25 protein-coding genes are annotated in these 26,775 nt (G+C 68.6%); 12 read left to right on the top strand and 13 right to left on the bottom strand.

Annotated elements, in window-relative coordinates:
• Positions 1–3: 3 nt before the first annotated feature.
• Positions 4–1,200, top strand: coding sequence for an amino acid aminotransferase (locus tag AVTE2539_RS18920; protein WP_284412981.1), 1,197 nt, complete (start codon positions 4–6; stop codon positions 1,198–1,200).
• A gap of 115 nt (positions 1,201–1,315) precedes the next feature.
• Here AVTE2539_RS18920 and ygiD read toward each other — a convergent pair whose 3' ends face one another.
• Positions 1,316–2,176: a 4,5-DOPA-extradiol-dioxygenase gene (gene ygiD / locus AVTE2539_RS18915; RefSeq protein ID WP_284413250.1), complete on the bottom strand. Its 861-nt coding sequence runs from the start codon at positions 2,174–2,176 to the stop codon at positions 1,316–1,318.
• A gap of 218 nt (positions 2,177–2,394) precedes the next feature.
• Here ygiD and AVTE2539_RS18910 point away from each other — a divergent pair, with 218 nt between their 5' ends.
• The 4 genes from AVTE2539_RS18910 to AVTE2539_RS18895 all read left to right on the top strand — a co-directional run bounded on the left by AVTE2539_RS18910 (position 2,395) and on the right by AVTE2539_RS18895 (position 7,396).
• A complete protein-coding gene (locus tag AVTE2539_RS18910; RefSeq protein WP_284412979.1) occupies positions 2,395–3,276 on the top strand; it encodes a CoA transferase in 882 nt (293 codons plus the stop codon).
• 3 nt (positions 3,277–3,279) lie between these two features.
• Positions 3,280–4,065 (top strand): DUF1294 domain-containing protein, encoded by a 786-nt coding sequence (locus AVTE2539_RS18905; RefSeq protein ID WP_284412976.1) that lies wholly within the window; start codon positions 3,280–3,282, stop codon positions 4,063–4,065.
• A 172-nt stretch (positions 4,066–4,237) separates the two neighbouring features.
• Positions 4,238–4,654 carry a hypothetical protein gene (locus tag AVTE2539_RS18900; protein WP_284412974.1) on the top strand — a complete coding sequence of 139 codons (417 nt, stop codon included), beginning with the start codon at positions 4,238–4,240 and terminating at the stop codon, positions 4,652–4,654.
• A 198-nt stretch (positions 4,655–4,852) separates the two neighbouring features.
• Positions 4,853–7,396, top strand: a complete 2,544-nt coding sequence (locus AVTE2539_RS18895) for an EAL domain-containing protein (RefSeq protein WP_284412972.1) — start codon at positions 4,853–4,855, stop codon at positions 7,394–7,396.
• Here AVTE2539_RS18895 and AVTE2539_RS18890 read toward each other — a convergent pair.
• The 3 genes from AVTE2539_RS18890 to azu form a co-directional block, all read right to left on the bottom strand.
• Positions 7,337–9,772, bottom strand: coding sequence for a YgiQ family radical SAM protein (locus tag AVTE2539_RS18890; RefSeq protein WP_284412970.1), 2,436 nt, complete (start codon positions 9,770–9,772; stop codon positions 7,337–7,339). The two genes, AVTE2539_RS18895 and AVTE2539_RS18890, sit on opposite strands and share 60 nt — an antisense overlap.
• A 167-nt stretch (positions 9,773–9,939) precedes the next feature.
• Complete coding sequence (locus tag AVTE2539_RS18885) at positions 9,940–10,149, bottom strand: hypothetical protein (protein ID WP_284401284.1); 210 nt, start codon at positions 10,147–10,149, stop codon at positions 9,940–9,942.
• A gap of 131 nt (positions 10,150–10,280) precedes the next feature.
• Complete coding sequence (gene azu / locus AVTE2539_RS18880) at positions 10,281–10,733, bottom strand: azurin (RefSeq protein WP_284412969.1); 453 nt, start codon at positions 10,731–10,733, stop codon at positions 10,281–10,283.
• Between the two features lie 186 nt (positions 10,734–10,919).
• Between azu and AVTE2539_RS18875 the strand changes: the two genes are divergently transcribed.
• From AVTE2539_RS18875 to AVTE2539_RS18850, 6 genes are all read left to right on the top strand, one after another.
• On the top strand, positions 10,920–11,507 hold the full coding sequence (locus AVTE2539_RS18875; protein ID WP_284412967.1) for an IMPACT family protein: 588 nt from the start codon (positions 10,920–10,922) through the stop codon (positions 11,505–11,507).
• 98 nt (positions 11,508–11,605) lie between these two features.
• Positions 11,606–13,018: a dihydrolipoyl dehydrogenase gene (locus AVTE2539_RS18870; RefSeq protein ID WP_284412965.1), complete on the top strand. Its 1,413-nt coding sequence runs from the start codon at positions 11,606–11,608 to the stop codon at positions 13,016–13,018.
• A gap of 99 nt (positions 13,019–13,117) precedes the next feature.
• Positions 13,118–13,333 carry a YjfB family protein gene (locus AVTE2539_RS18865; RefSeq protein WP_284412963.1) on the top strand — a complete coding sequence of 72 codons (216 nt, stop codon included), beginning with the start codon at positions 13,118–13,120 and terminating at the stop codon, positions 13,331–13,333.
• Positions 13,334–13,463: 130 nt separating this feature from the next.
• The gene (locus AVTE2539_RS18860) at positions 13,464–13,772 is read left to right on the top strand and encodes a helix-turn-helix domain-containing protein (RefSeq protein WP_284412961.1); all 309 of its coding nucleotides are present in this window, start codon (positions 13,464–13,466) and stop codon (positions 13,770–13,772) included.
• Between the two features lie 20 nt (positions 13,773–13,792).
• Complete coding sequence (locus tag AVTE2539_RS18855) at positions 13,793–15,106, top strand: type II toxin-antitoxin system HipA family toxin (protein WP_284412959.1); 1,314 nt, start codon at positions 13,793–13,795, stop codon at positions 15,104–15,106.
• A 4-nt stretch (positions 15,107–15,110) separates the two neighbouring features.
• Complete coding sequence (locus tag AVTE2539_RS18850) at positions 15,111–16,154, top strand: phytanoyl-CoA dioxygenase family protein (protein WP_284412957.1); 1,044 nt, start codon at positions 15,111–15,113, stop codon at positions 16,152–16,154.
• Between the two features lie 18 nt (positions 16,155–16,172).
• On the opposite strand, the gene AVTE2539_RS18845 is transcribed toward AVTE2539_RS18850, so the two are convergent.
• The 9 genes from AVTE2539_RS18845 to AVTE2539_RS18805 all read right to left on the bottom strand — a co-directional run bounded on the left by AVTE2539_RS18845 (position 16,173) and on the right by AVTE2539_RS18805 (position 25,739).
• Positions 16,173–17,552: a PQQ-dependent sugar dehydrogenase gene (locus AVTE2539_RS18845; protein ID WP_284412955.1), complete on the bottom strand. Its 1,380-nt coding sequence runs from the start codon at positions 17,550–17,552 to the stop codon at positions 16,173–16,175.
• 196 nt (positions 17,553–17,748) lie between these two features.
• Positions 17,749–18,741, bottom strand: coding sequence for a Bug family tripartite tricarboxylate transporter substrate binding protein (locus tag AVTE2539_RS18840; protein WP_284412953.1), 993 nt, complete (start codon positions 18,739–18,741; stop codon positions 17,749–17,751).
• A 25-nt stretch (positions 18,742–18,766) separates the two neighbouring features.
• Entirely contained in the window at positions 18,767–19,822 is a 1,056-nt protein-coding gene (locus AVTE2539_RS18835) for an SMP-30/gluconolactonase/LRE family protein (protein WP_502868945.1), read from the bottom strand.
• Positions 19,823–19,928: 106 nt separating this feature from the next.
• Entirely contained in the window at positions 19,929–21,029 is a 1,101-nt protein-coding gene (locus tag AVTE2539_RS18830; RefSeq protein WP_284412951.1) for a lactonase family protein, read from the bottom strand.
• Positions 21,030–21,049: 20 nt separating this feature from the next.
• A complete protein-coding gene (locus AVTE2539_RS18825; protein ID WP_272569102.1) occupies positions 21,050–22,345 on the bottom strand; it encodes a TRAP transporter large permease in 1,296 nt (431 codons plus the stop codon).
• Between the two features lie 8 nt (positions 22,346–22,353).
• Complete coding sequence (locus AVTE2539_RS18820; RefSeq protein WP_272569100.1) at positions 22,354–22,842, bottom strand: TRAP transporter small permease; 489 nt, start codon at positions 22,840–22,842, stop codon at positions 22,354–22,356.
• A gap of 104 nt (positions 22,843–22,946) precedes the next feature.
• Positions 22,947–23,918, bottom strand: a complete 972-nt coding sequence (locus AVTE2539_RS18815) for a TRAP transporter substrate-binding protein (protein ID WP_284401250.1) — start codon at positions 23,916–23,918, stop codon at positions 22,947–22,949.
• Between the two features lie 73 nt (positions 23,919–23,991).
• Positions 23,992–24,921, bottom strand: coding sequence for an SMP-30/gluconolactonase/LRE family protein (locus tag AVTE2539_RS18810; protein WP_502868944.1), 930 nt, complete (start codon positions 24,919–24,921; stop codon positions 23,992–23,994).
• A 5-nt stretch (positions 24,922–24,926) separates the two neighbouring features.
• Positions 24,927–25,739, bottom strand: coding sequence for an NAD-dependent epimerase/dehydratase family protein (locus AVTE2539_RS18805; RefSeq protein ID WP_284412947.1), 813 nt, complete (start codon positions 25,737–25,739; stop codon positions 24,927–24,929).
• Between the two features lie 65 nt (positions 25,740–25,804).
• On the opposite strand from AVTE2539_RS18805, the gene AVTE2539_RS18800 reads away from it, so the two are divergent.
• Complete coding sequence (locus tag AVTE2539_RS18800) at positions 25,805–26,632, top strand: FadR/GntR family transcriptional regulator (RefSeq protein ID WP_284412944.1); 828 nt, start codon at positions 25,805–25,807, stop codon at positions 26,630–26,632.
• The last annotated feature ends 143 nt before the right edge of the window (positions 26,633–26,775 follow it).

Below are 26,775 nucleotides of genomic sequence, written 5' to 3'. Positions count from 1 at the left end.
TCAATGTCTCTGTTCACCGCCGTCGAAATGGCCCCCCGCGACCCGATCCTGGGTCTGAATGAGCAATACAACGCGGACACCAACCCCCACAAGGTCAATCTGGGCGTGGGTGTGTATTTCGACGACAACGGCAAGCTGCCCCTGCTGCAATGTGTCCAGGCCGCCGAAAAGGCCATGATGGAAAAGCCCGCCGCTCGCGGCTACCTGCCCATCGACGGCATCGTGGCCTATGACAACGCGGTCAAGGCCCTGGTGTTCGGTGCGGACAGCGAGCCCGTCACCTCCGGCCGCGTGGCCACGGTGCAGGCCATCGGCGGCACGGGCGGCCTCAAGATCGGCGCCGACTTCCTGAAGAAGGTCAGCCCCGACGCGAAGGTGCTGATTTCCGACCCCAGCTGGGAAAACCACCGCGCGCTGTTCACCAACGCCGGCTTCACGGTCGATACCTACGCCTACTACGACGCGGCCAAGCGCGGCGTCAACTTCGACGGCATGCTCGCCAGCCTGAACGCGGCCGCGGCCGGCACCATCGTCGTGCTGCATGCCTGCTGCCACAACCCCACCGGCTACGACATCACGCCCGAGGAGTGGGACCAGGTGATCGCGGTGGTCAAGGCCAAGGGCCTGACGCCTTTCCTGGACATGGCCTACCAGGGCTTCGGCCACGGCATCGCCGAAGACGGTGCGGTGATCGGCAAGTTCGTCGCCGCCGGCCTGAATTTCTTCGTGTCCACCTCGTTCAGCAAGAGCTTCAGCCTGTACGGCGAACGTGTGGGCGGCCTGTCGGTGCTGTGCGCCGACAAGGAAGAAGCCGGCCGCGTGCTGAGCCAGCTCAAGATCGCCATCCGCACCAACTACTCCAACCCGCCCATCCACGGCGGCGCGGTGGTGGCGGCCGTGCTGGGCAACCCCGAGCTGCGCGCGCTGTGGGAAAAGGAACTGGGCGAGATGCGCGTGCGCATCAAGGCCATGCGCCAGAAGCTGGTCGATGGCCTGAAGGCCGCCGGCGTGAAGCAGGACATGTCGTTCATCACGCAGCAGATCGGCATGTTCAGCTATTCCGGCCTGTCCAAGGACCAGATGGTGCGCCTGCGCAGCGAGTTCGGCGTGTACGGCACCGACACCGGCCGCATGTGCGTGGCCGCGCTCAACAGCAAGAACATCGACTACGTCTGCCAGTCGATCGCCAAGGTGGTGTGACCCCCTGCCCCGGCCACCAATAAAAAAACCGCCTTCGGGCGGTTTTTTTATTCAGGGTGTTTCAGGCCACCAGCACAATATCTTCTAGGGCATAACGCTATAAATAATATAGCAATCAACCCCACAGCACCGACCGCATCGAGATCGAGGCCGACTGGTAGCCCGTGTTGAAGAAACGCGGCATCTCCCGCGCATCGGCCGCGGCGGCGGCATACAGGAGCGGCAGGTAGTGCTCGTGGCTGGGATGGGCCTGCTGCGCGACCGGGCCCAGCCGCTGAAAGTGCTGCAGCGCATCCAGCTCGCCCTGCTTGATCTGGTTCTGCACCACGGTGTCGAACTCCACCGCCCAGTCGTACGCCTCGGTGGGCGCCGTGCCCCGCCGGGTGACGCGCAGGTTGTGCACGATGTTGCCGCTGCCCACGATGAGCACGCCGCGCTCGCGCAGGGCGCGCAGTTGCCGGCCCAGCGCATAGTGCTCGGCCGGCGGGCGGCCGTAGTCCATGCTGAGCTGCAGCACGGGGATGTCCGCCGCCGGGTACATGGGCTTGAGCACCGACCAGGTGCCATGGTCCAGGCCCCAATCGCCCGCATCCACCGCCAGCGGCTGGCCCGTGGCCGGCGACCGCAACTCGCCCGCCAGGCCCGCGGCGACCACCGGTGCGCCCGGCGCGGGGTACCGCTGGTCGAACAGCGCCTGTGGGAACCCACCGAAATCGTGAATGGTGCGCGGGGCGCCCATGCCCGTCAGCTGCCACCCGCCCCGGGTGAGCCAGTGCGCCGAGATACACAGGATCAACTGCGGCGGCGTGCCGCGCGCCCGCAACTCGGTGCCCATGCTCTGCCAAGCCCGGCGCCAAGCGTTGTCCTCGATGGCGTTCATCGGACTGCCGTGGCCCACGAACAGCACCGGCATGCGCGGCGAGGGCTTGAGCCGCTCCAGGGCGTTGGCCGTGGCAGCGCTGGACAAGGGCGACATGAGGAAAGCTCCGGGAAGGGTGGCGAGGCCGGCCAGGGCGGCCACGGACGTTCTGCGTTGCATGCGAAAGGGGCGATGGAATGGGATTTTGTATAACCGCGGGGACGGAGCGGCGCGGTGGGCCGAAGTTCCGGCCGGTTCGCCACGTTCCACGGCCGGCCCGGGCCATGCATTGTTCCACCCCGCGCCGCGCTTTCCATTCACCTCGCCTTCCGCCCATGACTGCACCTTCCCTGCTGCCCCTGCGTGGCGTCCGGCTCCTGAGCCTGGCGCTGAACCTGCCCGGCCCCGCCGCCCTGCTGCGCTGCCAGCGCCTGGGCGCCGAATGCACGAAGCTGGAGCCGCCACCGCCCGACGGCCATTCCAGCGCGGACCCGATGGCGATGTACAGCCCGCCCGCCTACGCGGCGATGCATGCCCAGGTCCGCGTGGTGCACGCCCACCTCAAGACGGATGCGGGCCAGGCCGTGCTGCAGGCGGAACTGGCGCGCACCGATGTACTCATCACCTCGTTTCGGCCGTCGGCGCTGGCCAAGCTCGGGCTGGGCTGGGACGCGCTGCACGCGCGCCACCCCCGGCTGTCGATGGTGCGCATCGTGGGCGCGCCGGGCAGCCGCGCGGAAGAGCCGGGGCACGATCTCACCTACCTCGCCGATGCAGGGCTGGTCACCGGCACCACGCTGCCGCCCACGCTGTATGCCGACATGGGCGGCGCCCTCATGGCCAGCGAGGCCGTGCTGCAGGTGCAGTTGGCGCGCGCCGCGTCCGGCCAGGGCGCGTGCATCGACGTGGCCCTGTCGGACGCCGCCGAGTGGCTGGCCCAGCCGCGCGACTGGGGCCTGACCCTGCCGGATGGCGATGTGGGCGGCGCGCATGCGGGCTACCGGGTCTATTCGTGCGTCGACGGGCGGGTGGCGGTGGCGGCCCTGGAGCCGCATTTCTTCGCGCGCCTGGCCCGGGTGGCAGGGTTGCCGCCAGAGGCCGACCCCCGGGCGCCCGGCACCCATGCCGCGATCGCAGCGTTCTTGCAGGGGCAGACGCGCGCCACGCTCGACGGGCTGGCCACGGGAGAGGACATCCCCCTGCACACGCTGGACTGAACGATGCAAAAGCAAGGCACGGTGCTGCGCTGGGACGCCACGCGCGGATTCGGCTTTCTGCGCAGCGGCGATACGGGCGTGGATGTGTTCTTTCATGTGCGGGACCTGCAGGACCTGTCGGAGCCGCGGCCCGGCCTGGCCGTGGTGTACGAGGAAATCCACGTGGGCGGAAAAGGGCCGCGGGCGATGGCCGTGCGGGCTGACCACGGGCCGTTTCAGGCGGGTGGAGGTCCTCAGCCGATGGCGCGACGTGCGCCGCGCGCCCCGTCCCCGGCATCGGCCCCGCCAGCCCGGACTGATCCTGGCCGCGCACCGCCCCGGCAAATCCACCAGCGTGGACCTGCCGGAGGCGCAGGCGCCCAGGCACGCGCCGCTGCGTCGCCACCGGCCCGGCGGCGCACCCCTTCGCGCGATGCGCGCTCCGCGAACCATGGCGTGGCCTATTCATGGATGGCCGCGTGGCTCGCGCTGGTGGCCTGGGGCGTCTGGACGCAGCGAATTTCCATGGGATGGCTGGCGGCCCTGGTGGCCGTCAACGTGGTGACTTTCGTCGTGTATGCCAGTGACAAGGACGCCGCACGCAGCGGGGGATGGCGCACCAGCGAGCAGCGACTGCATCTGCTCGCCGTGCTGGGCGGCTGGCCGGCCGCGTGGTGGGCGCAGCAGTGGCTGCGGCACAAGTCGAGCAAGGCATCGTTCCGCGCGGTCTACTGGCTCACCGTGGCCGTGCACTGCGCCGCGCTGGCCGCGGTGCTGGCCCATCAATCGGGCATATTGCTACATTTTTAGTAGCGGCATGCCTTGGATTTCATTGCGCTTCAGGCCGTTTCGATGCCGGGTCTGCGCCAGCCCGGCCACGCCCGTCTCGGACGCGTCCCACACGGCGGCCTTGCCCCGCCCTACAGCGCCGGCGTCCGGGCCCGGGCCCAATGACCGTTGAATCCACAGCGAGAGGAACCCCATGAAGCCCTTCGTCCTCGACCCGGACATGACGTCCTCGGCCGGCACCTTCTACCCCACCGGCCATGTCTTCGCCCTCTTTCCCGACGAGGCCCACGCCCGCGATGCCGCCGAAGCCCTGGGGGCCGACGGCGAACGCACCGACATCTCCCACGCCACGCCGGACGCCATCCTGCAGCACGTGGTGCGCACGCTGGGCAATGCCGACACCCCCCTGCCCTCGGTGGGCGCGGAAGGCACCATCGTTCGCCGCATCTCCGACCTGGCCGCGGCCGGGCACCATGGCCTGCTGGTCAAGGTGGGCGACGACGACGATGCGGAAACCCTGCAGGCCGCGCTGGAGCCGCACAGTGCGCAAGCCGCCTTCTACTACCGCCGGCTCATCATCGAGGACCTGATTCCGCAGCCTGTGCCTTGACAGGCAGGGTAGCAAGCCGAAACGTGACCGGACCGGCGCCTTGGACTTTGGCGCCCCTGCCGATATAGTTCGCCATGGCCTGCCTCCCTGCGTCGTCTGCCCGATGCCTCCCCTTCGCGATGGGAGCGCCGGGCATGGCCTTGCCGCAGGACCTTCGCCGCGCGCCGGCGAACGTCCCCATTCCTTCCTGGTGACTGCATGGACGCGCCGACTCCCCCGCAAGGAAACCGTCGGCGCCCGTGGACGTCCGGCCTCACCGGCCCCTTCATTGCCATTCTGATCCTGCAGGCCGTCGTGGCCTCCGCCAGCCTGTACGTGCTGTCCACCGTGCGCGCGTTCGTCGCGGGCGAAAGCCAGTGGACCAAGGGCCAGAAGGACGCCATTCACCACCTGGGCCAATACGTCGTCACCGGCGAGGGCCGCCTGTACGAGCAGTTCCACCAAGCCTTGCAGATTCCCCTGGCCGACCGTGAGGCGCGGCTGCTGATCGAGGCCCCCGAGCCCGATGTGGCCGGCGCCCGCGAGGCCCTCCTGCGCGGCGGCAACCACCCGAGCGACCTCACGGGGCTGATCTGGATGCTGCGCCTGTTCCGGGACCACGACATCCTGCGCGAGCCCATCCAGCACTGGATGCTGGGCGACGAATACCTGCAGCGGCTGGACGCCCTGTCGCGCGAGATCCGGGCGGGGTACGTGGCCGGCGGCGTGACGCCAGACATGGTGCAGCGCTGGCAGCGCCTGGTCGATGAGATCGACGTCGGCGTCACACCGGCCGCCACCGATTTCAGCGCGGCGATGGGCGACAGTTCGCGGCGCATCATGGGCTGGCTGCTGTGGCTGAACGTGGCCACGGTGTTGGCGCTGATCGCCCTCACTCTGGCGCACACCCGCCAGTTGATGGGACAGCGCCGCCAGGTGGAAGCCATTCTGGAAGCCGAACGCGAACAGGCGCACACCACCCTGGCGGCCATCGGCGACGGCATCGTCACCACCGACCTGCACGGCAACGTGCGCTACATGAATCCCGCGGCGGAGAACCTGCTGGCCCGCTCCGGCCAGGACAGCCTGGGCATGCCGCTGGCACAGCTGCTGCACACGGGCCCCCACGACGGCGCCAAGGCCGCCGGCACCGCGGAGCCACCCGCGACCCATGGCAGCATCGCCCAACTGCTCGAACGCGCGTTGCACGGCACCGTCGGGCTGCACGACGAACACCCGCACCGCATCGTGCGGCCGGACGCCAGCACCGTCCCCGTCACGCTGGTGGGATCGCCGCTGATGAACCAGGGCCAACTGGCGGGCGCCGTGCTGGTGCTGCACGACGTGACGCGCGAGCAGCAATACCTGGAGCAGCTCGCCTGGCAGGCCAGCCACGACACGCTCACCGGCTTGGTGAACCGGCGCGAGTTCGAGCGGCGCCTGGGCCAGATGCTGGCGCGGCCGCGGCCCTCCGAGGTGGCGGGCGCGCTGCTGTACATCGATCTGGACCAGTTCAAGGTGATCAACGACACCTGCGGCCACCCCGCGGGCGACGAGATGCTGCGCGAGGTCTGCCGCATGCTGCAACGCGGCCTGCGAGAGGGCGACACGCTGGCGCGGCTGGGCGGCGACGAGTTCGGCGTGCTGCTGCACGATTGTCCCCAGGAGGTGGCCGAACGGATCGCCGAGCAGATCCGCCACCACGCGCAGGAGCTGCGCCTGCCCTGGGGCGCCCGCACCCTGCGCACGGGCCTGAGCATCGGCTTGGTGCACCTGACGGCCGACCTCACCAGCCTGCAGGAGGTGCTGCGCGTGGCCGACATGGCCTGCTACGGCGCCAAGGAGCGCGGCCGCAACACGGTCTACGTCTACCAGCCGCAGGACGCGGCCATGTCGCGCCACCTGGACGACATGCACTGGGTGCAGCGCATCCGCCAGGCGCTGGAGCAGGACCGCTTTCAGCTCTACACGCAGGAGATCGCCCCGCTGCGAGCGCCGAACGACGGCGGCGTGCATGTGGAGGTGCTGCTGCGCCTTCAGGGGGAAGGTGGCCAGGCGATCTTCCCCGGAGAATTCGTGCCGGCCGCGGAACGCTTCGGCCTCGCTCAGGCCCTGGACCGCTGGGTGGTCGAGCACACTTTCGCCGCGCTGGCCGAGCGCCGCCGGCAGCCGCAGGAGCGGCCCATCACGCTGTGCGCCATCAACCTGTCCGGCACCAGCGTGGGCGACGAAAGCCTGCTGGAGTACCTGCGCGACCAGATGGCCCGCTACGGCGTGCAGGCCAACCAGCTGTGCTTCGAGGTGACCGAGACCGCGGCGATCGCCCACCTGCCCAACGCGATCCGCCTGATCCGCGAGCTCAAGCAGCAGGGCTGCCATTTCGCGCTGGACGACTTCGGCGCCGGCATGTCTTCGTTCACTTACCTGCGGCACCTGCCGGTGGACTACCTCAAGATCGACGGCGCGCTGGTGCGCGACATGCTGGAGGACCCGGCCAACCGGGCGATGGTGGAGATGATCAACCACATCGGCCACGTGATGGGCAAGCAGACGATCGCCGAGTTCGCCGAGACGCCGGCCATCGTGGAGGCGCTGCGCGCCATGGGCGTGGACCATGCGCAGGGCCATGCCATCAGCCGCCCGGAACCGATGCCCCGGGCCGCCGTCCAGGGCGCCGCGTCGGGTGCAGCGCCGCCGGAGGGCTCAGCGCCCCTTGCGGAACGTTTTACCGGAAGGGGTCCCGCCGGCGGGCTTGCCGGCTAGGCCGGCGCGGGGCGGCAGGCCGGTGTGCTGGGTCAGCATGCGGCCGGCCACGGGCTGCTGCACGGCCTTGTTGAACGCCACGCCCTTGGCCGGTGCCGGCTTGCGAGGCGCCGCCACCGGGGCCACGGTGCTGTTCTTTCGGCGCGCGCTCTGGTAGCTGCCGTCCGTCATCGGCTGGAAGGTCGGAATCAGGTGGTGCTTGCCGTTGCCGATCAGGTCGGCCCGGCCCATGGTCTTCAGCGCCTCGCGCAGCAGCGGCCAGTTGTTGGGATCGTGGTAGCGCAGGAAGGCCTTGTGCAGGCGCCGGCGCTTCTCGCCGCGCACGATGTCCACCGCCTCGCTGTCGCGGCCGATCTTGCGCAGCGGGTTCTTGCCCGAGTGGTACATGGCCGTGGCCGTGGCCATGGGGCTCGGGTAGAAGGTCTGCACCTGGTCGGCACGAAAGCCGTTCTTCTTGAGCCAGATGGCCAGGTGCATCATGTCCTCGTCGCTCGTGCCCGGGTGCGCGGCGATGAAGTACGGGATCAGGAACTGCTTCTTGCCCGCCTCTTCGCTGAACTGCTCGAACATCTGCTTGAACTTGTCATAGCTGCCGATGCCCGGCTTCATCATCTTGGTGAGCGGGCCCTGCTCGGTGTGCTCGGGCGCGATCTTGAGGTAGCCGCCCACGTGGTGCTGCACCAGCTCCTTCACGTATTCGGGCGACTTCACGGCCAGGTCGTAGCGCAGGCCGGAGCCGATCAGGATCTTCTTGATGCCCTTGAGCGCGCGGCCGCGGCGGTAGATCTTGATGAGCGGGCCGTGGTCGGTCGTGAGGTTCTGGCAGATGCCCGGGTACACGCAGCTGGGCTTGCGGCAGGCGGCCTCGATCTCGGGGCTCTTGCAGCCCAGCCGGTACATGTTGGCCGTGGGCCCCCCTAAGTCGGAGATGGTGCCGGTGAAGCCGCTCACCTTGTCGCGGATGTCCTCGATCTCCTGGATGATCGAATCTTCGGAGCGGCTCTGGATGATGCGGCCCTCGTGCTCGGTGATCGAGCAGAAGGTGCAGCCGCCGAAGCAGCCGCGCATGATGTTCACGCTGAAGCGGATCATCTCCCACGCCGGGATCTTGGTCGCGCCGTCGTGGCTGCCGTTCTCGTCGGCATAGCTCGGATGCGGGCCGCGCGCGTAGGGCAGATCGAACACGTAGTCCATCTCGGCCGTGGTCAGCGGGATGGGCGGCGGGTTGATCCACACGTCGCGCGCCGTCGGGCCCTCGCCGTGGGCCTGCACCAGGGCGCGGGCGTTGCCGGGGTTGGTCTCCAGATGCAGCACCCGGTTGGCGTGGGCGTAGAGCACCGGGTCGCTCTTGACCTGCTCGTAGCTGGGCAGGCGGATCACGCTGCGCTCGCGCGGCGGCACCTTGAGCTTGGCCTTGAGGTTCGGGTTGGCCACGAACAGCATCGGCTGGATGGCGGGGTTGGGCTCGGCGGATTTCGAGCCATTTTGCCCTTGCGCCCTAGTATCCATTGGCATGGATGCTATCGAATCAGGATCATCCTCCTTGCTGCAGGTGCTGCCTTGGGCGGCGGCCTGCTCGCTGGTCGTCATGTAGGGGTTGACGTGCGCCTCGACGCGGCCGGGCTCGTCCACGCTGGTGGAGTCGATCTCGAACCAGCCCTGGCCGGTTTCGTCGTCGGAGCGGCGCACGAAGGCGGTGCCGCGCACGTCGGTGATCTGCTCCACGGGCTCGCGCGCGGCCAAGCGGTGGGCCACTTCGACGAGCGCGCGTTCGGCGTTGCCGTACAGCAGCAGATCGCACTTGGCGTCCACCACGACGGAGCGGCGCACCTTGTCGCTCCAGTAGTCGTAGTGGGCGATGCGGCGCAGGCTGCCTTCGATGCCGCCCAGCACGATGGGCACGTCCTTGTAAGCCTCGCGGCAACGCTGGCTGTACACGATGGCCGCGCGGTCGGGGCGCTTGCCGCCCACGTCACCGGGGGTGTAGGCGTCGTCGCTGCGGATCTTCCGGTCGGCGGTGTACCGGTTGATCATGGAATCCATGTTGCCCGCCGTAACGCCCCAAAACAGGTTCGGGCGGCCCAGGGCCTTGAAGGCATCGGCGCTCTGCCAGTCGGGCTGCGCGATGATGCCCACGCGAAAGCCCTGCGCCTCCAGCGTGCGGCCGATCACGGCCATGCCGAAGCTGGGGTGGTCGACGTAGGCATCGCCCGTCACCAGGATCACGTCGCAGCTGTCCCAGCCGAGGCGCTCCATCTCGGTGCGGCTCATGGGCAGGAACGGGGCCGTGCCGAAGCGTTTCGCCCAATACGGGCGATAGCTGGTCAGCGGCTTCGCGGCGCGCGCGAAAAAGGAAACGTCGACGGGGGCGTTCATGGAGGGCAAGGCGTGGGGAAGCCGCGATTTTAGGCTTTCGGGCCTTTCCTGTCGAAACCAAGGGCCAAGGCGCGTTCACGCGCCCTGCGCCGCAGGGGGTTAGCTGCGGGTGGCGAGCGGCCTGGCGGCGGCCTCGGTGCGCGGCGTGGAGGGCCCCGATCGGCCCGTCACCATTCGCCGGAGGCACGCACCCGCTGGTCCAGATCCGGTGCGGGCGGCTCGCCGTAGGGCGAGTGCAGTTCGGTGGCCCTGGCGGTCCAGGCGGTAGGAATAGCGGCCAAAGCGCCCTCCTCCACGCGGCCCGGCCCGTTGGCGCCGGCCAGGGCAGCGGGAAACACCATGGCGTTCATCACGTGGGTCAGCGCAGCGGCAAGCATGGCGGGTCCTTTTCATGCGGGGTTGCCGCCAGCGTATGGCGGCGGGGTGACTGTTTCGTGTCAACGAAAAAGGGGCCGCTGAAAAGGGCCCCCTCTGTATGCAACCGGCGACAGCACCGGGTGGCGGAAGGTTATTTCGCCAGGGTCAGCGTGCCCTTCATCAGCGCGGAATGGCCGGGAAAGGAGCAGAAATAGGCATAGGACTCGCCGGCCTTGAGCGCCTGGGTGGAGAACGTCACCGAATCGCTCTCGCCGCCGCCCACGATCTTGGTGTGCGCGATCACCCGGGCGTCCGCGTCCTTCACGTAGTTCTTGGCGGCCCCGGCAGCGATGCCGTCCGTGGCCACCGCCTGCAGGTCGGCGGCCTTGCTCAGCACCCAGTTGTGGCCCATGGCGGTCTTGGGAAGCTTGCCCACGTGCTTGAGCTTGACGGTGAATTGCTTGCAGCTTTGCGGCACCGCGAGGGTCGCCTTGTTGAACTGCATCGCATCGTTGCCTTCGATCTCGGCCGTGCAGTCGGCGGCCCAGGTGGGGCCAGCCGCCAATACCAGGGCCAGCGCAGCGAATTTCCAGTGGTTTGCCATGAGGTCTTCCTTCTTCATAAAACAGGTGCTTGCGCCTGGCGTTGCCGGGCTGCTCCATGCAGCCGGGCGACGCAACAGCGCGATGCAGGGAGCGTACGCACGACGCCCCTACAGCGCCTTGAGGTGCATCAAGCCTTGTGCCGAACGCCATCCATGGAGCCGGCGTGCAGTTAAGCTCCGCCGCCCATGCCCTACACCGTGCGAACCCCCACCCACAGCGAACTGGTCATCAAGAAAAGCCGGTTCATCGGCTGCGTGCAGCCCATGGCGGACCGCGCGTCGGCCCAGGCCACCGTCGATGCGCTGCGGCAGCAGCACCCCGGTGCCGCGCACGTCTGCTGGGCGCTGCTGGCGGGCGGCCAGTCGGCCGCGGTGGACGATGGCGAACCCGGCGGCACCGCGGGCCGGCCGATGCTGGAGGTGCTGCGTCACCAGGACCTCGAAGGCGTGCTGGCCACCGTGGTGCGCTATTTCGGCGGCGTCAAACTGGGTGCGGGCGGGCTGGTGCGGGCCTACACCGACACCATCGCGCAGGCGCTGCTGCCGGCCGAGAAGGTGCCGCTGCAGCGCATGGTGGCGCTGCAGTGCGAGGTGCCCTATGCCCTGGAGGGCCTGGTGCGCCGCGAGGTCGAGGCGGTCGGCGCCACGCTGGGCGAGGTGGCCCACGGCTCGCTGGTGGCCGTGCGCCTCCAGCTGCCTCAGCCGCAGGAGGCGGCGTTCGTCCAGCGGCTGAACGACGCCTGCCAGGGCCGCATCGGCTGGATCGCGCCGTAGCGCCGCCATCGCCCGCGCCGAAAGTGCCCTGCACCTACAGGCCCCGCCCTGCGGCCCGGGGACACTCAGCCATTCGCCACCCCTGAGGAGATCGACCCATGAGCCCACCCCTGGACGCCATCATCATCGGCGCGGGATCGGCAGGCCTTGCCGCGTTGCGCGAGGTTCGCAAACGCACCGACCGCTTGCGGATCGTCAACGATGGCCCCTGGGGGACCACCTGCGCGCGGGTGGGCTGCATGCCCTCCAAGATGCTGATCGAAGCGGCCAACGCCTACCACCGGCGACACGCCTTCGACACCTTCGGCCTGCGCGGCGGGGACGGCCTCTCCGTCGACATGCCTGCCGTGCTGGAGCGCGTGCGTGCCCTGCGCGACGAGTTCGTGGCGGGCACCGAGAAGGCATCGGCGGTCGGCGACCAGGGCATTTCGGGCCACGCGCGGCTGCGCGGCCCGGGCACGGTGGAAGTGGGCGGGCAGACTTACCACGCCCGCAGCGTCATCATCGCCACTGGCTCGCGCCCCATCATTCCCGAGGAATGGCTCGCGTTCGGCGACCGCATCCTGACCACCGACACCCTCTTCGAGCAGCCCACCCTGGGGCCGCGCATGGCGGTCATCGGGCTGGGGCCGCTGGGCGCGGAACTGGCGCAGGCCCTGTCGCGGCTGGGCGTGGAGGTGGCGGCGTTTTCGACCGGGCCGTCGCTGGCCGGGCTGTCCGACCCCGACATCCTCGGCGCACTCAAGGCCGTGCTGAAAGACGAATTCGTGGTCAGCGTGGGCGAGGAGGCCCGCTTGCGCGAAGTGCCGGGCGGGATCGAGGTCAGCAACGGCAGCACCACGGTGGTGGTGGACCAGGTGCTGGCGGCCATGGGTCGGCGGCCGAACATCGAACACCTCGGCCTCGATACCCTGGGCATCCCCCTGGACCCGCACGGCAAGCCGCCCGTGGATGCGCGCACCATGCAGATCGCGGACCTGCCCGTGTTCATGGCCGGCGATGCCGACGACCGCCGGCCGCTGCTGCACGAGGCCTCCGACGAGGGCCACATAGCCGCCCTGAACGCCATGGCACCCGAGCCGCAGTGCTTTCGCCGACGCACGCCGCTGTCCATCGTGTTCACCCAGCCCAACGCGGCGGTGATCGGCCAGGCCTGGAAGGACCTGAAAGAGGGCGAGTTCGTGACGGGCTCGGTGGATTTCTCCCGCCAGGGCCGCGCACGCGCGGCGCAGCACAACCAGGGCCGCCTGAACGTGTATGCGGAGCGCGAAAGCGGCCGCATCCTGGGCTCGGAGCTGTGCGCCCCCAGCGGAGAGCACCTGGCGCATCTGCTGGCACTGGCCATCGACCGGTCGCTCACGGTGCAGGACCTGCTGCGCATGCCGTTCTACCACCCGGTCCTGGAGGAAGGCCTGCGCACCGCGCTGCGCGATGCGGCTTCGCACCTGCCCAGCGGCAGCGCTTCGGACCTGTCGGCCTGCTCCGCCTATGGGGCCAGCGCGCTCGATTGAATATTCCGCCTCCGCCCGGGCTTCAGTTCCGGACGGGGTTGCCGAAAAGGGAGGGGTCTTTGCCTTCGCCTCGCCCCGAGGCCCCAACAGGAGCACCCCATGGATGTCGCGCTTTCCCAATCGGTCGTCAACACCGCAACGGCCATGGCCAGCCAGAAGAATTCCGATGCCCTGAACATCCGGGTGTTGAAGAAGGCGCTGGACACGCAGGAGGCCTCCTCCACCTTGCTGATCGAGTCGATGAAGCAATCGATGCCCCAACCGGCACTGGCCACCTCCGGCGCGCTGGGCACCCAGGTCAACACGTTCGCCTGAGTCGGCGGCCCCGAGGGCAGCCCGGTACAGGGAGCGGTCCCATGGCGACAGCCTCGGTCTGATTCACCCAAACGACCAGAAGGTGAAACTTAGAGTACTCTTTTAGCCAAAAAAGAGTATAAACAGGATCATGACCAACGATCTGATCCACAGCCTGACCGTGGCCCGCAAGGCCAGCCAGCTCACTCAGGCCGAGCTGGCCGAACGGGCCGGCCTCTCGCGGATGACGGTGCAGCGCACCGAAGGGGGCGACCTCGATCCCCGCTATTCCACCCTGACGGAAATGGCCCGCGTGCTGGGAATGGACATCATCGCCGTGCCCAGTAGCCTCCGGCCGAGCCTGCAGGCCTTCATCCAGTCGGGCGGCAAATTCCTGGGACAGCCCCAGGGCGTGGATGCCCCGCCTTCGGTGATCGACAGCCTGCGCAAAGAAGGCTGAGCGCGGCCGGCTGACCCGCCATGAGCACCTCCATCCGCTACCTGCGCCTGTACCTGCACCGCCCGGTCGGCCAGGGCGCCGGCCGCATGGCGATCGGCTACCTCTCGCAGTACGGCGACATCCTGCGCGTATCGTTCGATGCCAGCTACATCAACGACCCCGGCCGCCCCACCCTGTCGCTCAGCTTTCAGGGCGAGACCGAGGCCGCCACGCAGCAGATCCTGGCTTCGGCGCGCGACGCCCGGCTGGTGCGCACCGATGGCCGCTGGCCGGTGTACTTCCAGAACCTGCTGCCCGAAGGCCACAACCGCGAGCGCCTCGCCCGCGAACGCGGCTGCACGCCCGACGACGAGTTCGAGCTGCTGGCCGCCGCGGGCCACGACCTGATGGGCGCACTGGAGGTGGAGCCCGTGCCCGCACAGGACGGCGTGCCCGACGTGGTTCGCCACTGGCACACCACCCAGGGCCTGGACGTGCTGGAGCCGGGCTTCGTCGAATACCCCGTGGAGGACGCGGCCTCGCTGCCCGGCGTGGTCACCAAGTTCAGCGCGGTGCAGGAGGGGCGGCGCTACACCGTGCACCGCAAGGGCGCGGCCGGCAGCGTGATCCTGAAGCTGCCCACCACCGCCCACCCCGACCTGGTGGCCAACGAATACGCCGGCTACCAGCTGTGCGGGGCGCTCGGGCTGGACTGCGCCCAGGCGGATGTCATCACCCGCGCCGAGGCCGATCTGCCCGACGCCGTGCCCTTCGACGAGATCCTGGCCGTGCAGCGGTTCGACCACCTGCCCGGCGGCCAGCGGGTGCACATGGAAGAGTTCAACCAGGTGCTGGGCTACACGCCGCGGCAAAAGTACGGCAAGGGCATCCTGCAGGACTACGCCACCATGCTGCGCGTGCTGGACCGCCTGAGCCACCAGCCCGTGCACGACACCCGCGAGTTCCTCGCCCGCATGGTCGCCTTCATCCTCATGGGCAACACCGATGCGCACCTCAAGAACTGGGCGCTGGTCTATCCCGACGGGCGCGCACCGCAGTTGTCGCCGCTGTACGACCCGGTGTGCGTCGCCGCGTTCTTCGAGGGCGTGCCCGAAAGCCAGTACGCGGTGAACCGGGCCATCGACAAAACCCTGCGCGCCTTTTCATGGGACGACATGGAAGGACTGATCAAGGCCGCCGGCCTGCTGCGGGCGCCGCGCCATCTCGCGCTGCTGCGCGACTCGGTGCGCCTGGCCCAGCAGACGTGGCCCGAGCGCATCGCCGACGCGCCACCCGCGATGCGCCGATCGGTCGCGGAGCGCCTGGCAGGCGGTGTCGCGCTCACACGGAACTGAAAGCATGACCAACCCATCATTGAACCGAGCCGATCCCCTTTGCCCGCCCGGCGAGCGCGGCGCCTTGCAGGTGCCCTACCTCAAGCGCTGCTGGTCCCGCTGGATGGCGGCGCGCCAAGGCCTGCCCACGGGCGAGAACGCGGAATCCCATCGAACGCAGATCGTGCTCGCGGCACTGGGCCTGGGCCTGGAGCAGACCATGCAGCACGTGCTGTGGCATGCGCCGGAGTTCGCGGACTTCGAGGACTGGATCGTGCGCACCGCCGGGGCGCCCGATGCCGCCACCATCGCCCGCATCCAGGCGCTGGTGGACGGCGGGCCCGTGCCCGACGCCGTGGCCCGGCTGCACGCCCGGATAGACGCCATGCCGCCCGTGCTGGATGCCGACGACCTGGCGCACTGGGACGAGCACGGCTACGTGATCGTGCGGCAGGCCGTGGCGCCCGACGACAGCGCCGCCGCCGCGCAAGTGGTGTGGGAGGCGGTGGGCGCCACGCCGGACGATGTCGAGTCGTGGTACCGCAACGCCCCGCGCAACATCATGGTGCAGCTGTTCCAGCACCCCGCGTTCGACGCGAACCGCCGGGCGCTGCGCATCCACAAGGCGTTCGCGCAGCTGTGGGGCACCGCCGACCTGTGGCGCAGCACGGACCGCTGCGGTTTCAATGTGCCGGAGCGCCCCGGCCACCCTTACCAGGCGCAGGGGCTGCACTGGGACGTGAGCCTGGAGCCGCCCATCCCCTTCTGCACCCAGGGCATCCTGTACCTCACGGACACGCCGCCCGAACAGGGTGCGCTCACCGTGGTGCCGGGCTTTCACCGCCAGGTGGAAGGGTGGCTGGCCGGACTGCCGCCGGACGCCGATCCGCGCAGGCAGGATTTCCAGGCGTTGGGCGCCCGGCCCATCGGCGCGGGGGCTGGCGATCTGGTGATCTGGCAACAGGCCCTGCCCCATGGCGCCAGCCCCAACCGCGGCGCGCGGCCCCGACTGGTGCAGTACATCAACATGATGCCCGCCGAGGTGCCGATTCAGGCCATCTGGCGCTGACCGGCCTCTACCGATCCCCTATCGGGGCGTGCCCGCAACCCGCCAGATGGCGTTGCCCACGTCATCGGCCACCAGCAGCCCGCCGCGCGCATCCAGCGCCACGCCGACGGGACGGCCATAGGCATCGCCTTCGGGGCTGAGGAACCCGGTCAGCACGTCGATCGGCTGGCCCTTGGGCTGGCCGTTTTCGAAGGGCACGAAGACCACCTTGTAGCCACTGCGCGGCTTGCGGTTCCACGAGCCGTGCAGGCCCACAAACGCCCCCTGGGCCAGTTGCTGCGGCAACCCGTTGCCGGCCGATGGCGGGCCCGAGAAGGCCAGCCCCAGGGGCGCCACGTGGCTGCCCAGCGCATAGTCGGGTGCGATGGCCTTGGCGACCTGGTCCGGCTGGGGTGGCTTCACCCGCACATCCACATGCTGGCCGTAGTAGCTGTAGGGCCAGCCGTAGAACGCGCCCTCCTTCACCGAGGTGAGGTAGTCGGGCACGAGGTCGCTGCCGATCTCGTCGCGTTCGTTCACCACCGTCCACAGCGCGCCGCTGCCGGGGGCCCAGCCCAGGCCGTTCGGATTGCGCAGGCCGCTGGCGAAGATGCGGTGGGTGCCGCTGGCGCGGTCCACCTCCCAGATGGCGGCGCGGCCTTGCTCGGCCTCGATGCCGTTCTCGGCCACGTTGCTGTTGGAGCCCACGGTCACATAGAGCTTGCGGCCGTCGGGGCTGGCGATGAGGTTCTTGGTCCAGTGGTGGTTGAACGGCAGGCCGGGCAGGTCCACCACCTTGGTGGCGGGCGCGGTGATGGTGGTCTGGCCCGTCGCGTAGGGAAAGCGCACCACCGCATCGGTGTTGGCGACGTAGAAATCGCCCCCCACCAGCGCCATGCCAAACGGGGAGTGCAGGCCCTGCAAGAACACGCTGCGCGTTTCCGCAACGCCGTCGCCGTCGGTGTCGCGCAGCAAGGTGATGCGGTCGGCCGACGGCGCGCCCGAGCCCGCGCGACCCATGACCTTGCCCATGACCCAGTTGCGCACGTTCTTCACCAGCCCCTGGTCTTCCTTGGGCTTGGCCGGCGTGTTGCTTTCCGCAACCAGCACGTCGCCGTTGGGCAGCACGTACACCCAGCGCGGATGGTCCAGCCCCTTGGCCAGCGCGGTGACCTTCATGCCCGCCATGGGCGTGGGCTGCATGCCATCGGGCCACCCCTTGGCGGGTGCGATGTGAACGGTGGGGATCAGGGTCTTGTGGGGTTCGGGCAGCGTGGGCGACGGGCCCACGCCGGCCTCGGGCGGCAGCCGTGCCGTATCGCCGCAGCCGGCCAGGGCCCCGGCCAGCGCGCAGCCCAGGACGGCGACAGGCCAGCGGGCGGTTGAAAACGGGGGGAGATGGGAGCGTCGCGCGTGCATGGGAGAACCTGCCTTCTTTGCTGTTGGGGTGCCGATCGCGGCGGATGCGCCGCGATGCGGGTCAGTGTGCCGCGCTGGCACCACCGCCCCTGTCAGCCATGGGCGCGAACGTTCCAGACAGGTCTCCAATCCCCTCCCCAGCATGCAGCGGGCCCGGGCGCCAGGGCACCGGGCCGGGTCACGCCACCGCGCGGTGTCAGTCCACCTTGATGTTGGCGGCCTTGATCACCTGCGCCCACTTGGCAACTTCAGCCTTCTGGAAGGTGGCGATCTGCGCGGTCGTCATGTCAGCCGGCTCCATGCCGAAGCTCTTGAGGCGGGTCTGCATGTCCGGCTGCGCGAGGATCTTGCGGATCTCGGTGTGCAGGCGGGTCACGACCGGCTCGGGCGTGCCGGCGGGCACGAAGATGGCCTGCCACGACTGCACCTCGAAGTCGGCCAGGCCCTTCAAGCCGGATTCGGCCACGGTGGGTACATCAGGCATCGAGCCCAGGCGCTTGGCCGAGGTGACGGCAATGGCGCGCAGCTTGCCGCTCTGGATGTGCGGCGCGGCCACGACGGTGGTGTCGAACATCATGTCCACCTGCCCGCCGATCACGTCCTGGATGGCCGGGCCGCTGCCCTTGTACGGTACGTGGGTGAACTTCACGCCCGACTTGTAGGCCAGCAGCTCCAGCGCCAGATGCTGCGAGGTGCCGGTGCCAGCGGAGGCCGACGACAGGCCGCCCGACTTGCCGCGGGCCGCGTCCAGCACGTCCTTCAGCGTTTTGTAGGGGCTGCTGGCCGCCACCACCAGCACCACGGGATTGGTGCCGATGAGCGTGACGGGCGCGAATGACTTCACCGGGTCGTAGCCCAGCTTCGGGTACAGGCTCACGTTGATGGCGTGCGAGCTGATGGTGCCGCCCAGCAGCGTGTAGCCGTCCGGTGCCGCGCGGGCCGCGATTTCCGAGCCGACGCTGCCGCCCGCCCCGCCCTTGTTGTCCACCACCACGGTGGTGCCCAGGGCGGTGCCGAGCTGCTGGCTGATCAGCCGTCCCAGCGTGTCGGTGGTGCCGCCGGCCGCGAACGGCACGAGGTAGGTGATGGTCTTGCCGGTGGGCCAGGTGCCCTGCGCGAAGGCGGGCAGTCCGATGAGGCTGCCTGCGGTGGCCGCCACGGCGGCGGCGATGAGGGTTCTGCGTTGCATGTGCGTTGTCTCCTGGTTTTGAAAATCAGACCGCTCCGCGCGTTTCCACGTAGAGCGAATAAATCGAGTGGCTGCTGGCCATGAAGAGGCGGTTTTTCTTGGGGCCTCCGAACACGAGGTTTGGGCAGCGCTCGGGCAGGCGGATATGGCCGATGGCCTTGCCGGACGGGTTGAACACCATCACGCCGTCCAGGTCCGCGGCGACCGAGTCGGCTGCGCCCGTGCTGCCCCAGCCGCACCACAGGTTGCCGTCTTCATCGACCTTGAATCCGTCCAGCGCGCCCGCCCCGCCCTCGATCAGCACGGTCGGGTTGGCCAGCCCCTGGCGGGCGGTGACGTCGTAGCGCAGGATCTGGCGGCGGTTGTCGGCCGTGCGCGCCACCAGGTAGAGCTGCTTTTCGTCCGGCGTGAACGCCAGCCCGTTGGGAAAGCGCGCCTCCAGCACGCGGTCCAGCCGGCCGGACGGATCGATGCGGTACAGGGCATGCGGGAGCTCGGAGACGGCCTTGTCGCCCTCCCAGTGGCCGCCGATGCCGAACGGCGGGTCGGTGAACCAGACCGAGCCGTCGCTCGGGCAGACGATGTCGTTGGGCGAGTTCAGGCGCTTGCCCTCGAAGCGGTCGGCCAGCACGGTGATGCTGCCGTCGTACTCGGTGCGGGTCACGCGGCGGGTCAGGTGCTCGCAGGCCAGCAGCCGGCCCTGGCGGTCACGGCCCAGGCCGTTGGAGAAGTTGGAGGGCTGGCGGAACACGCCGGTCTGCCCCGTGGCCTCGTCCCAGCGCACGATGCGGTTGTTGGGGATGTCGGAAAACAGCAGGTAGCGCCCATCGCCGAACCACACCGGGCCTTCGACCCAGCGAAAGCCCGTGGCGATCTGCTCTACGCTGCTGCTGAACAGGCGGTACTTGGCGAACGACGGGTCCAGGATCTGCACCGAGGGATCGGGGTAGCGCTGCTGCGGCTTGAAGTCGAACGCCTGGGCCTGCGCGAGGCCCGTGGCCGTGGCGGCTAGCGCGCCGGCCATGAAACGGCGGCGCGATGGCGGGGTCTGGGGGGCGGCGTCTTGTGTCGCTCTTTGCATGGGTTTTGTCTCCGGTCGTGTTTTCAGGAAGCGCGGCGGGCCACATGCCCCGAGGCCGCGCGGGCGGGCAGGCGCATGCGTGCCCACGCACCGAGGCGTCAATGCCTCAAGGCAGATCGACGATCTCGACCCAGTTGGGGTTCTTGCCCGCCGCCACGCGCGTGGGCGTGCCCGGCACGCCGGTGGCCGGATCGATGGGGTGCAGCGACACGCTGTGCGAGTCCTGCCCCGCCGCGATCAGGAAGCGCCCCGAGGAATCGACGGCAAAGCCGCGCGGCGACTTCTCGGTGGGCACCTGGCCGAGCGGCTCGAGCTGCCCGGTGGCCGCATCGACACGGAAGGTGGACAGCGTGCTCGACGTGCGCTCGGACGCATACAGCGTGCGCCCGTCGGGCGACAGGTGCAGGTCGGCCGCCCAGGGCTTGCCGGTGAAGCCCGGCGGCAAGGTGGTGGTGCGCTGCACCTCGCGCAGCGTGCCGCGCTCGGCGTCGTACGCCATCACGTGCAGGGCCGCGTCCAGCTCGTCCACCACGTACATATACCGCTGCGCCTTGTCCCAGACGAAGTGGCGCGGGCCGGCCTTTTCCGGGGCCACCGCGGTCAGCGCCGGCTCGTTGGCGTTCAGCTTTCCGGTGGTGGCGTCGAAGCGCCAGCTCGACAGATGGTCACCGCCCAGGCTGGTGGCGAACACGTAGCGGTTGGCCGCGTCGGCATGGATGGCGTGCGCGTTGGGCGCCGTGGGAATGAGCTGCTGTACCGCGCCCACCAGCCCGTCCTTGTCGATGCTGTTGACGGTGATCTTGTGGCCCGGGTAGGACGCGGCGAACAGCCAGCGGCCGGTGGCATCGGTGTCGATGTTGGCCATGCTGTCCGCCAGGGCCGCCTCGCCCTGCTTCTTCAGGCGGCCGCTGGCCGGATCGATGGCCAGCGTCACCACGCGGAAAGGCTGCGAGCGCAGCGCCACGTACAGCTGGCGCTTGTTGGGCGAGACCGCCATGGGCATGGCCTGGCCGCCCACGGGCACGGTCTCCACCGGCTGGAGTTTGCCGGCGGCGCGGTCCAGTTCGTACACCGACACGTCCTGGCTGTCGGCGTTCGACACATAGACCCAGGTGGCGGCCGAGGCCGCGCCGCTGGCCGCCATCAGCGCGGCGGCGGCCACGGGGGCCAGCGCCACCGCGCGCAGGAAGGAAGAAGAAATCGCCATGGATCGCTCTCTTTCCGGGGTCACTTGACCACCATGAACATGCTGGGCAGCCAGGTCGAGAAGGCCGGCACGAAGGTCACGAGGGCCAGCGCGAAGATCAGCGCGCCGTAGAACGGCCAGATCGTGCGCATCACCGTGCCCACCGACACGCCGCCGATCGCGCAGCCCACGAACTGGGTGGTGCCCACGGGCGGCGTGTTCAGGCCCAGCGCGCAGTTGATCAGCATGACGATGCCGAACTGCACCGAACTCATGCCGTAGTGCTGGGCGATGGGCAGGAAGATCGGCGTGCACAGCAAGATGGTGGCCGCCATGTCCAGGAACGTGCCCAGCACGAACAGGATGATGTTGATCAGCAGGAAGATCACCCACGGCGTGCTGGTCACCTGCGACAGCATCTGGCCCGTGAGTTCGGCCACGCCGTACAGGCTGATGAGGTAGCCGAAGGTGCTGGAGATGCCGATCAGCAGCAGGATCACGCCCGTGGTGCGCACCGCCTTCGAGGCCGCCTTGATGAAGTGCTCCCACTTCAGCGTGCGGTACAGGAACACGGTCAGGCCCAGCGCATACAGCACGGCCACGGCCGCCGATTCGGTGGCGGTGAAGATGCCCGAAAGAATGCCCCCCAGGATCAGCACGACGATGAACAGCCCCGGCAGCGCGGCGGCGAACGAACGCCCGACGATCTGCCAGCCCGGGAACGTGCCCGCGGGGTAGCCGCGCTTGACAGCCACGAGGTAGGCCGCGGCCAGGTTGCTGATGGTGAGCACCAGCGCGGGAATCAGCGCCGCGAGGATCAGCGCCGCGATGGACACCTTGCCGCCGGCCGCCAGCGAATAGATGATGAGGTTGTGGCTGGTGGGCATGAGCGCCCCCACCAGCGCCGCGTGCGTCGTCACGTTGACGGCGTAGTCGGCGTGGTAGCCCTCCTTCTTCATCATCGGGATCATCACGGCGCCCATGGCCGACACGTCCGCCACCGGCGAGCCCGAGACGCCGCCGAACAGCGTGCAGGCCACCACGTTGGACATGCCCAGCCCGCCGCGCACGTGGCCCACCAGGTTGCGCGCGAAGTTGACGATGCGGTCGGCGATGCCGCCGTACAGCATCAGCTCACCCGCGAAGATGAAGAACGGAATCGCCAGGAACGAGAAGATGCCCATGCCCGAGGTCATCTGCTGGAAGCCGACCTCCAGGGGCAGGCCTTCGTACAGCAGGGTGGCCAGGGCCGACAGGCCGATGGAAAACGCCACGGGCACGCCCAGCAGCAGGAACAGCGTGAACGACACGCTCAGGATCAAAAGTGGCACGGTCATGGTTTTTCTCAGCCCCAGGCAGGTTCGACTTCGCGGCCCTGGGCCAGCGCGATGATGTGTTCGATCGAGAACATCACGATCAGGACGCCGGCGATCGCGGCCGGCACGTATTTCCAACCTTCGGAGATCCACAGCGTGGGCAGCCGGTAGTCCCACACCGACTGCGCGAGCGACGCGCAGCTGTAGGCCATCACGGCGCCGAACACCAGCACCAGTGCGTGGATGAGGTATTCCATCTTCAGGCGCAGCCAGTCGGGCGCCAGCACCAGGAACGATTCGAGCCCGATGTGGCCGGCATCGCGCACGCCCACGGCCACGCCGAACATGGTGACGTAGATCACCAGCAGCAGGGCCAGGCTTTCCGCCCAGGTGGGCGTGTTGTTGAGCACATAGCGTCCGAACACCTGCCAGCTCACGGCGCAGATCACTGCGACCAGGCCGAGGATGCCCAGCCACATGCAGACGCGGGCGAGCGTGCGGCAAATTTGGGTATACATGTTGTTATGAGTAAAAAAGGCCCCTAGCACAATATTCACTAGGGCACCATGCTATTGATTTAAGAGCAAAAAAAGCCCACTTCAAGAAGTGGGCAGAAAGGGACTTACTGGGTGTCCTGAACGCGCTTGACCAGGTCCTTGAGCTTGGCGTCCGGGATGAACTTGTCGTACACGGGCTTCATCGCGGCCTGGAACGGGGCCTTGTCGATTTCGATGATCTCGGCACCGCCGGCCTTCACCGTCGCCAGCGACTTGATCTCGCGTTCGGCCCATTGCTTGCGCATGTAGGGCACCGACTCCTTGGCGGCCTGGCGGATCCAGCCCTGCTCTTCGGGCGACAGGCGGTCCCAGGCGCGCTTGGAGAACAGCAGCATCTCGGGGGCCATGGAGTGCTCGGTCTTGGTGTAGTACTTGGCCACCTCGAACGAACGCGAGCTCTCGTACGTGGGATAGTTGTTCTCGGCCGCGTCGATCAGGCCGGTCTTGAGGCCGGTGTACACCTCGCCCATGGGCATGGGGGTGGCGTTGGCGCCCATGGCCTCCAGCATCGACACCCACAGGTCGGACTGCTGCACGCGCACTTTCAGGCCCTTCATGTCGGCAAAGCTGCGCACGGGCTTCTTGGCGGTGAACATCGAGCGGGCGCCGCTGTCGTAGTAGGCCAGACCCACGAAGCCCTGCTTTTCGCAGGCCTTGAGGATTTCCTCGCCGATCGGGCCGTCCAGCACCTTGTGCAGATGCTCGACCGAGCGGAACAGGAACGGCATCGTGGGCACCACGGTCTCGGGGCAGATGTTGTTCATCGCGCCGATGTTGATGCGCACCAGCTGCAGCGCGCCGATCTTGGCCTGCTCGATGGTGTCCTTCTCGCTGCCCAGGGCGCCGTTGTTGAACACCTTGATGGTGTGCTTGCCGCCGGACAGGGCTTTCAGGCGCTCGCCCATGAACTTGACCGCCGTCACGGTCGGGTAGTCGTCGGGGTGGATGTCCGCGGAGCGCAGCTCGGTGGCCTGCGCGGCGCCGAAGCCCAGTGTGAGCGCGGCCAGGGTGGCCAGGGTGGTCTTCAGGAATTTCATTTGTCTGCCTCGTCTCTTTTGCTGTTGGAAATACGTTTTGGGGGAGAAATCGGTAGAGGGACCCAGGCCCCGTTCAGACAGGGGCGGTGAATTCTGGCTCCGGGACGCCCTGCGTACCCGGGCGCAATGCGAAGACACCGCCGGCCAACGGCTGGTCCGACAGGTCCACGCCCGCGGGGCGGATGGAGGTGACATACAGCGTGTCGAGCTGCGGGCCGCCGAAGGCGCACATGGCGGGCTTTTTCACCGGCACGGCCAGGGACCGGTCGAGCCGGCCATCGGGCGTGAAGCGGTGCACCAGGCCCGCGTCGTTGCCGCAGATCCAGTAGCCACCGTCCACATCGATCGCCGCGCCATCGGGGCGCCCCGGCAGCGGATTCATGTCGGCGAACAGGCGCCGGCGGCTCGGGGTGCCGGTCTCGGTGTCGTAGTCGAAGGCCCAGATCGCCTGCACCTGGGGGTGCGAATCGGACAGGTACATCGTGCGCCCATCGGGGCTGAAAGCGATGCCGTTGGGCACGATCAAATCGCCCAGCGCCAGGTCGGTGCCCGCGCCGGCCGCCATCTCCTGCGCACCGAACCGGTACACCTTGCCCACGCGGGCGGCGGCGCCCATGTCCTGCAGCATGGTGCCGGCGATGAACCGTCCCTGGCGGTCACAGCGGCCGTCGTTGAAGCGCATGCCCGCTCGGGCGTGGTCGGCCGTGGCCAGGCGCTGCGCCTGCAGCGGGCCGGATGCGGCACCGCCCTGCGGCAGGTCGAGCTGGAACCAGCCGCTTTCCAAACCGGCAAGCCATCGGCCGGGCTGCCCGCCCCAAGGAGCGATGCAGGCGACCATCTCCGGCGCCTTCCACTGCGCCTGCTCGCCGGTCTGCGCGGACCAGCGGTGCAGCACGCCCTGGGGAATGTCGGCCCAGTACAGCGCCTGCTCGGCCGCGCGCCACACCGGGCTCTCGCCCGTCGCGCAACGCGCATCCAGTACCAGTTCCGCGCTGGCGTTCACGGCGGTCATCCTTCGAACGGGCCCTGGGCCGTGAAGGCCCCGCCCTGGTAGATGGCGGCCGGATCGGTCGGCGCGGGTGCGGGCTGGGCCTCGACCTGGGCACGGAAGGGTTCGGAGCTGTCCTTGGGCGTGAAGCCCAGGTGCGCTGCCGCATGGTTGTCCCACCACAGATCGCGGTTGGCAGAGGCGCCATACACCACGGTGTGGCCCACGTCCGGGGTGAACAGGGCCTTTTCGACGAGCTGGGTGAGGTCGTCGTAGCTCAGCCAGGAACTCATCATGCGGCGGTCGCGCGGCGCAGGGAACGAGGAGCCGATGCGCAGGCTCACCGTCTCGATGCCGTAGCGGTCGAAATAGAAGCTCGCCATGTCTTCGCCGAACGACTTGGACAGGCCGTAATATCCATCGGGCCGGCGGCGGGCGTTGGCGTCGATGCGTTCGTCCTGGCGGTAAAAGCCCGTCACATGGTTGGAGCTGGCGAACACCACGCGGCGCACGCCGTGGCGACGCGCACCTTCGTAGATGTGGAAGACGCCCTTGATGTTGGCTTCCAGGATCTGCTCGAAGGGCCTCTCGACCGATACCCCGCCCAGGTGCACGATGGCGTCGCAGCCAGCCACCAGCGCGTCCACCGCAGCCTTGTCGGCCAGATCGCAGGGCACCACCTCTTCATCGGGGCCACGCGACGGGGCCACGGTGGAGATGTCGGACAGCCGCAGCACCTCGGCATACGGGCGCAATCTTTCGCGCAATACCTGGCCCAGGCCGCCTGCGGCGCCGGTCAAAAGAAGACGGGGTAAACGGGACGGCTGGCTCATGAAGCTCCTCTGGCTAGTATTTGTCATATGTTGTCATACAACGTTCAGCGATTATCATCACCGCCATGGCCGCACCGATAAAGGGATTACCCGCATACCCCGCCCCCACCGAATCAACGGCCCCGAACCTGTCCCCGGCCCCGGTCCGGCGCGCCCGCGGACTGGCCAACGCCGTGGTGGAAGACTTCTCTGGAAAGATCCGCGACCGGCTGCTGACGCCGGGCGACAAGCTGCCCACCGAATCGGAAATCATGCGCGCCCACGACGTGAGCCGCACCGTGGTGCGCGAGGCCCTGTCCAAGCTGCAGGCCGCCGGCCTCGTGGAAACGCGACACGGCATCGGCACCTTCGTGCTGCCACCGCGCGCCGGCGGCGTGTTCCGGCTGGACCCCTCCGAACTCACGGCGTCGGTGGACGTTCTGGCCGTGCTGGAGCTGCGCATCAGCCTGGAAACCGAATCGGCCGGCCTCGCGGCCATGCGCCGCAGCGAAACGCACCTGCAGGCCATGCGCCAGGCGCTGGACGACTTCGAGCGCAACGTGGCCATGGGCGGCGACACGGTGGGGCACGACTTCCGCTTCCACCTGCAGATCGCCGAGGCGACGGGCAACCCGTACTTCGCCGACATCATGAACCACCTGGGCACCACGCTGATTCCGCGCACCCGCATCTCGGGCATCCGCAACGCGGTGCGGGGCCACGAATACCTGAGCCGGGTGAACCGCGAGCACGAAGAGATCTATTCGGCCATCGCCCGCAAGGACCCCGAGTCCGCGCGCGCGGCCATGCGCATCCACCTCACCAACAGCCGCGAGCGCCTGCGCCTGGCGCAGGAGGCGGCCAAAACCCCGCCGGCTCAAGTACAAACCCCTGCCGCCACACCCGAAGCCTGAAACCCAGCCACTGGCCCAACGGTCGGCGTGTGGGTCATCGTTAACCCGAAGAGCCGCGGAAAAGCATCCTCCGGCGCTTGTGCCTTGCTATTTTTAAGTTGTATGATGACGTACAACAAAAAATGACCCAACCCAAGCAAGGA

This window comes from Acidovorax sp. SUPP2539 (genome assembly GCF_030158975.1).
GTDB lineage: Bacteria > Pseudomonadota > Gammaproteobacteria > Burkholderiales > Burkholderiaceae_C > Paracidovorax.
This window is presented reverse-complemented; position numbering and strand designations above follow the sequence as displayed.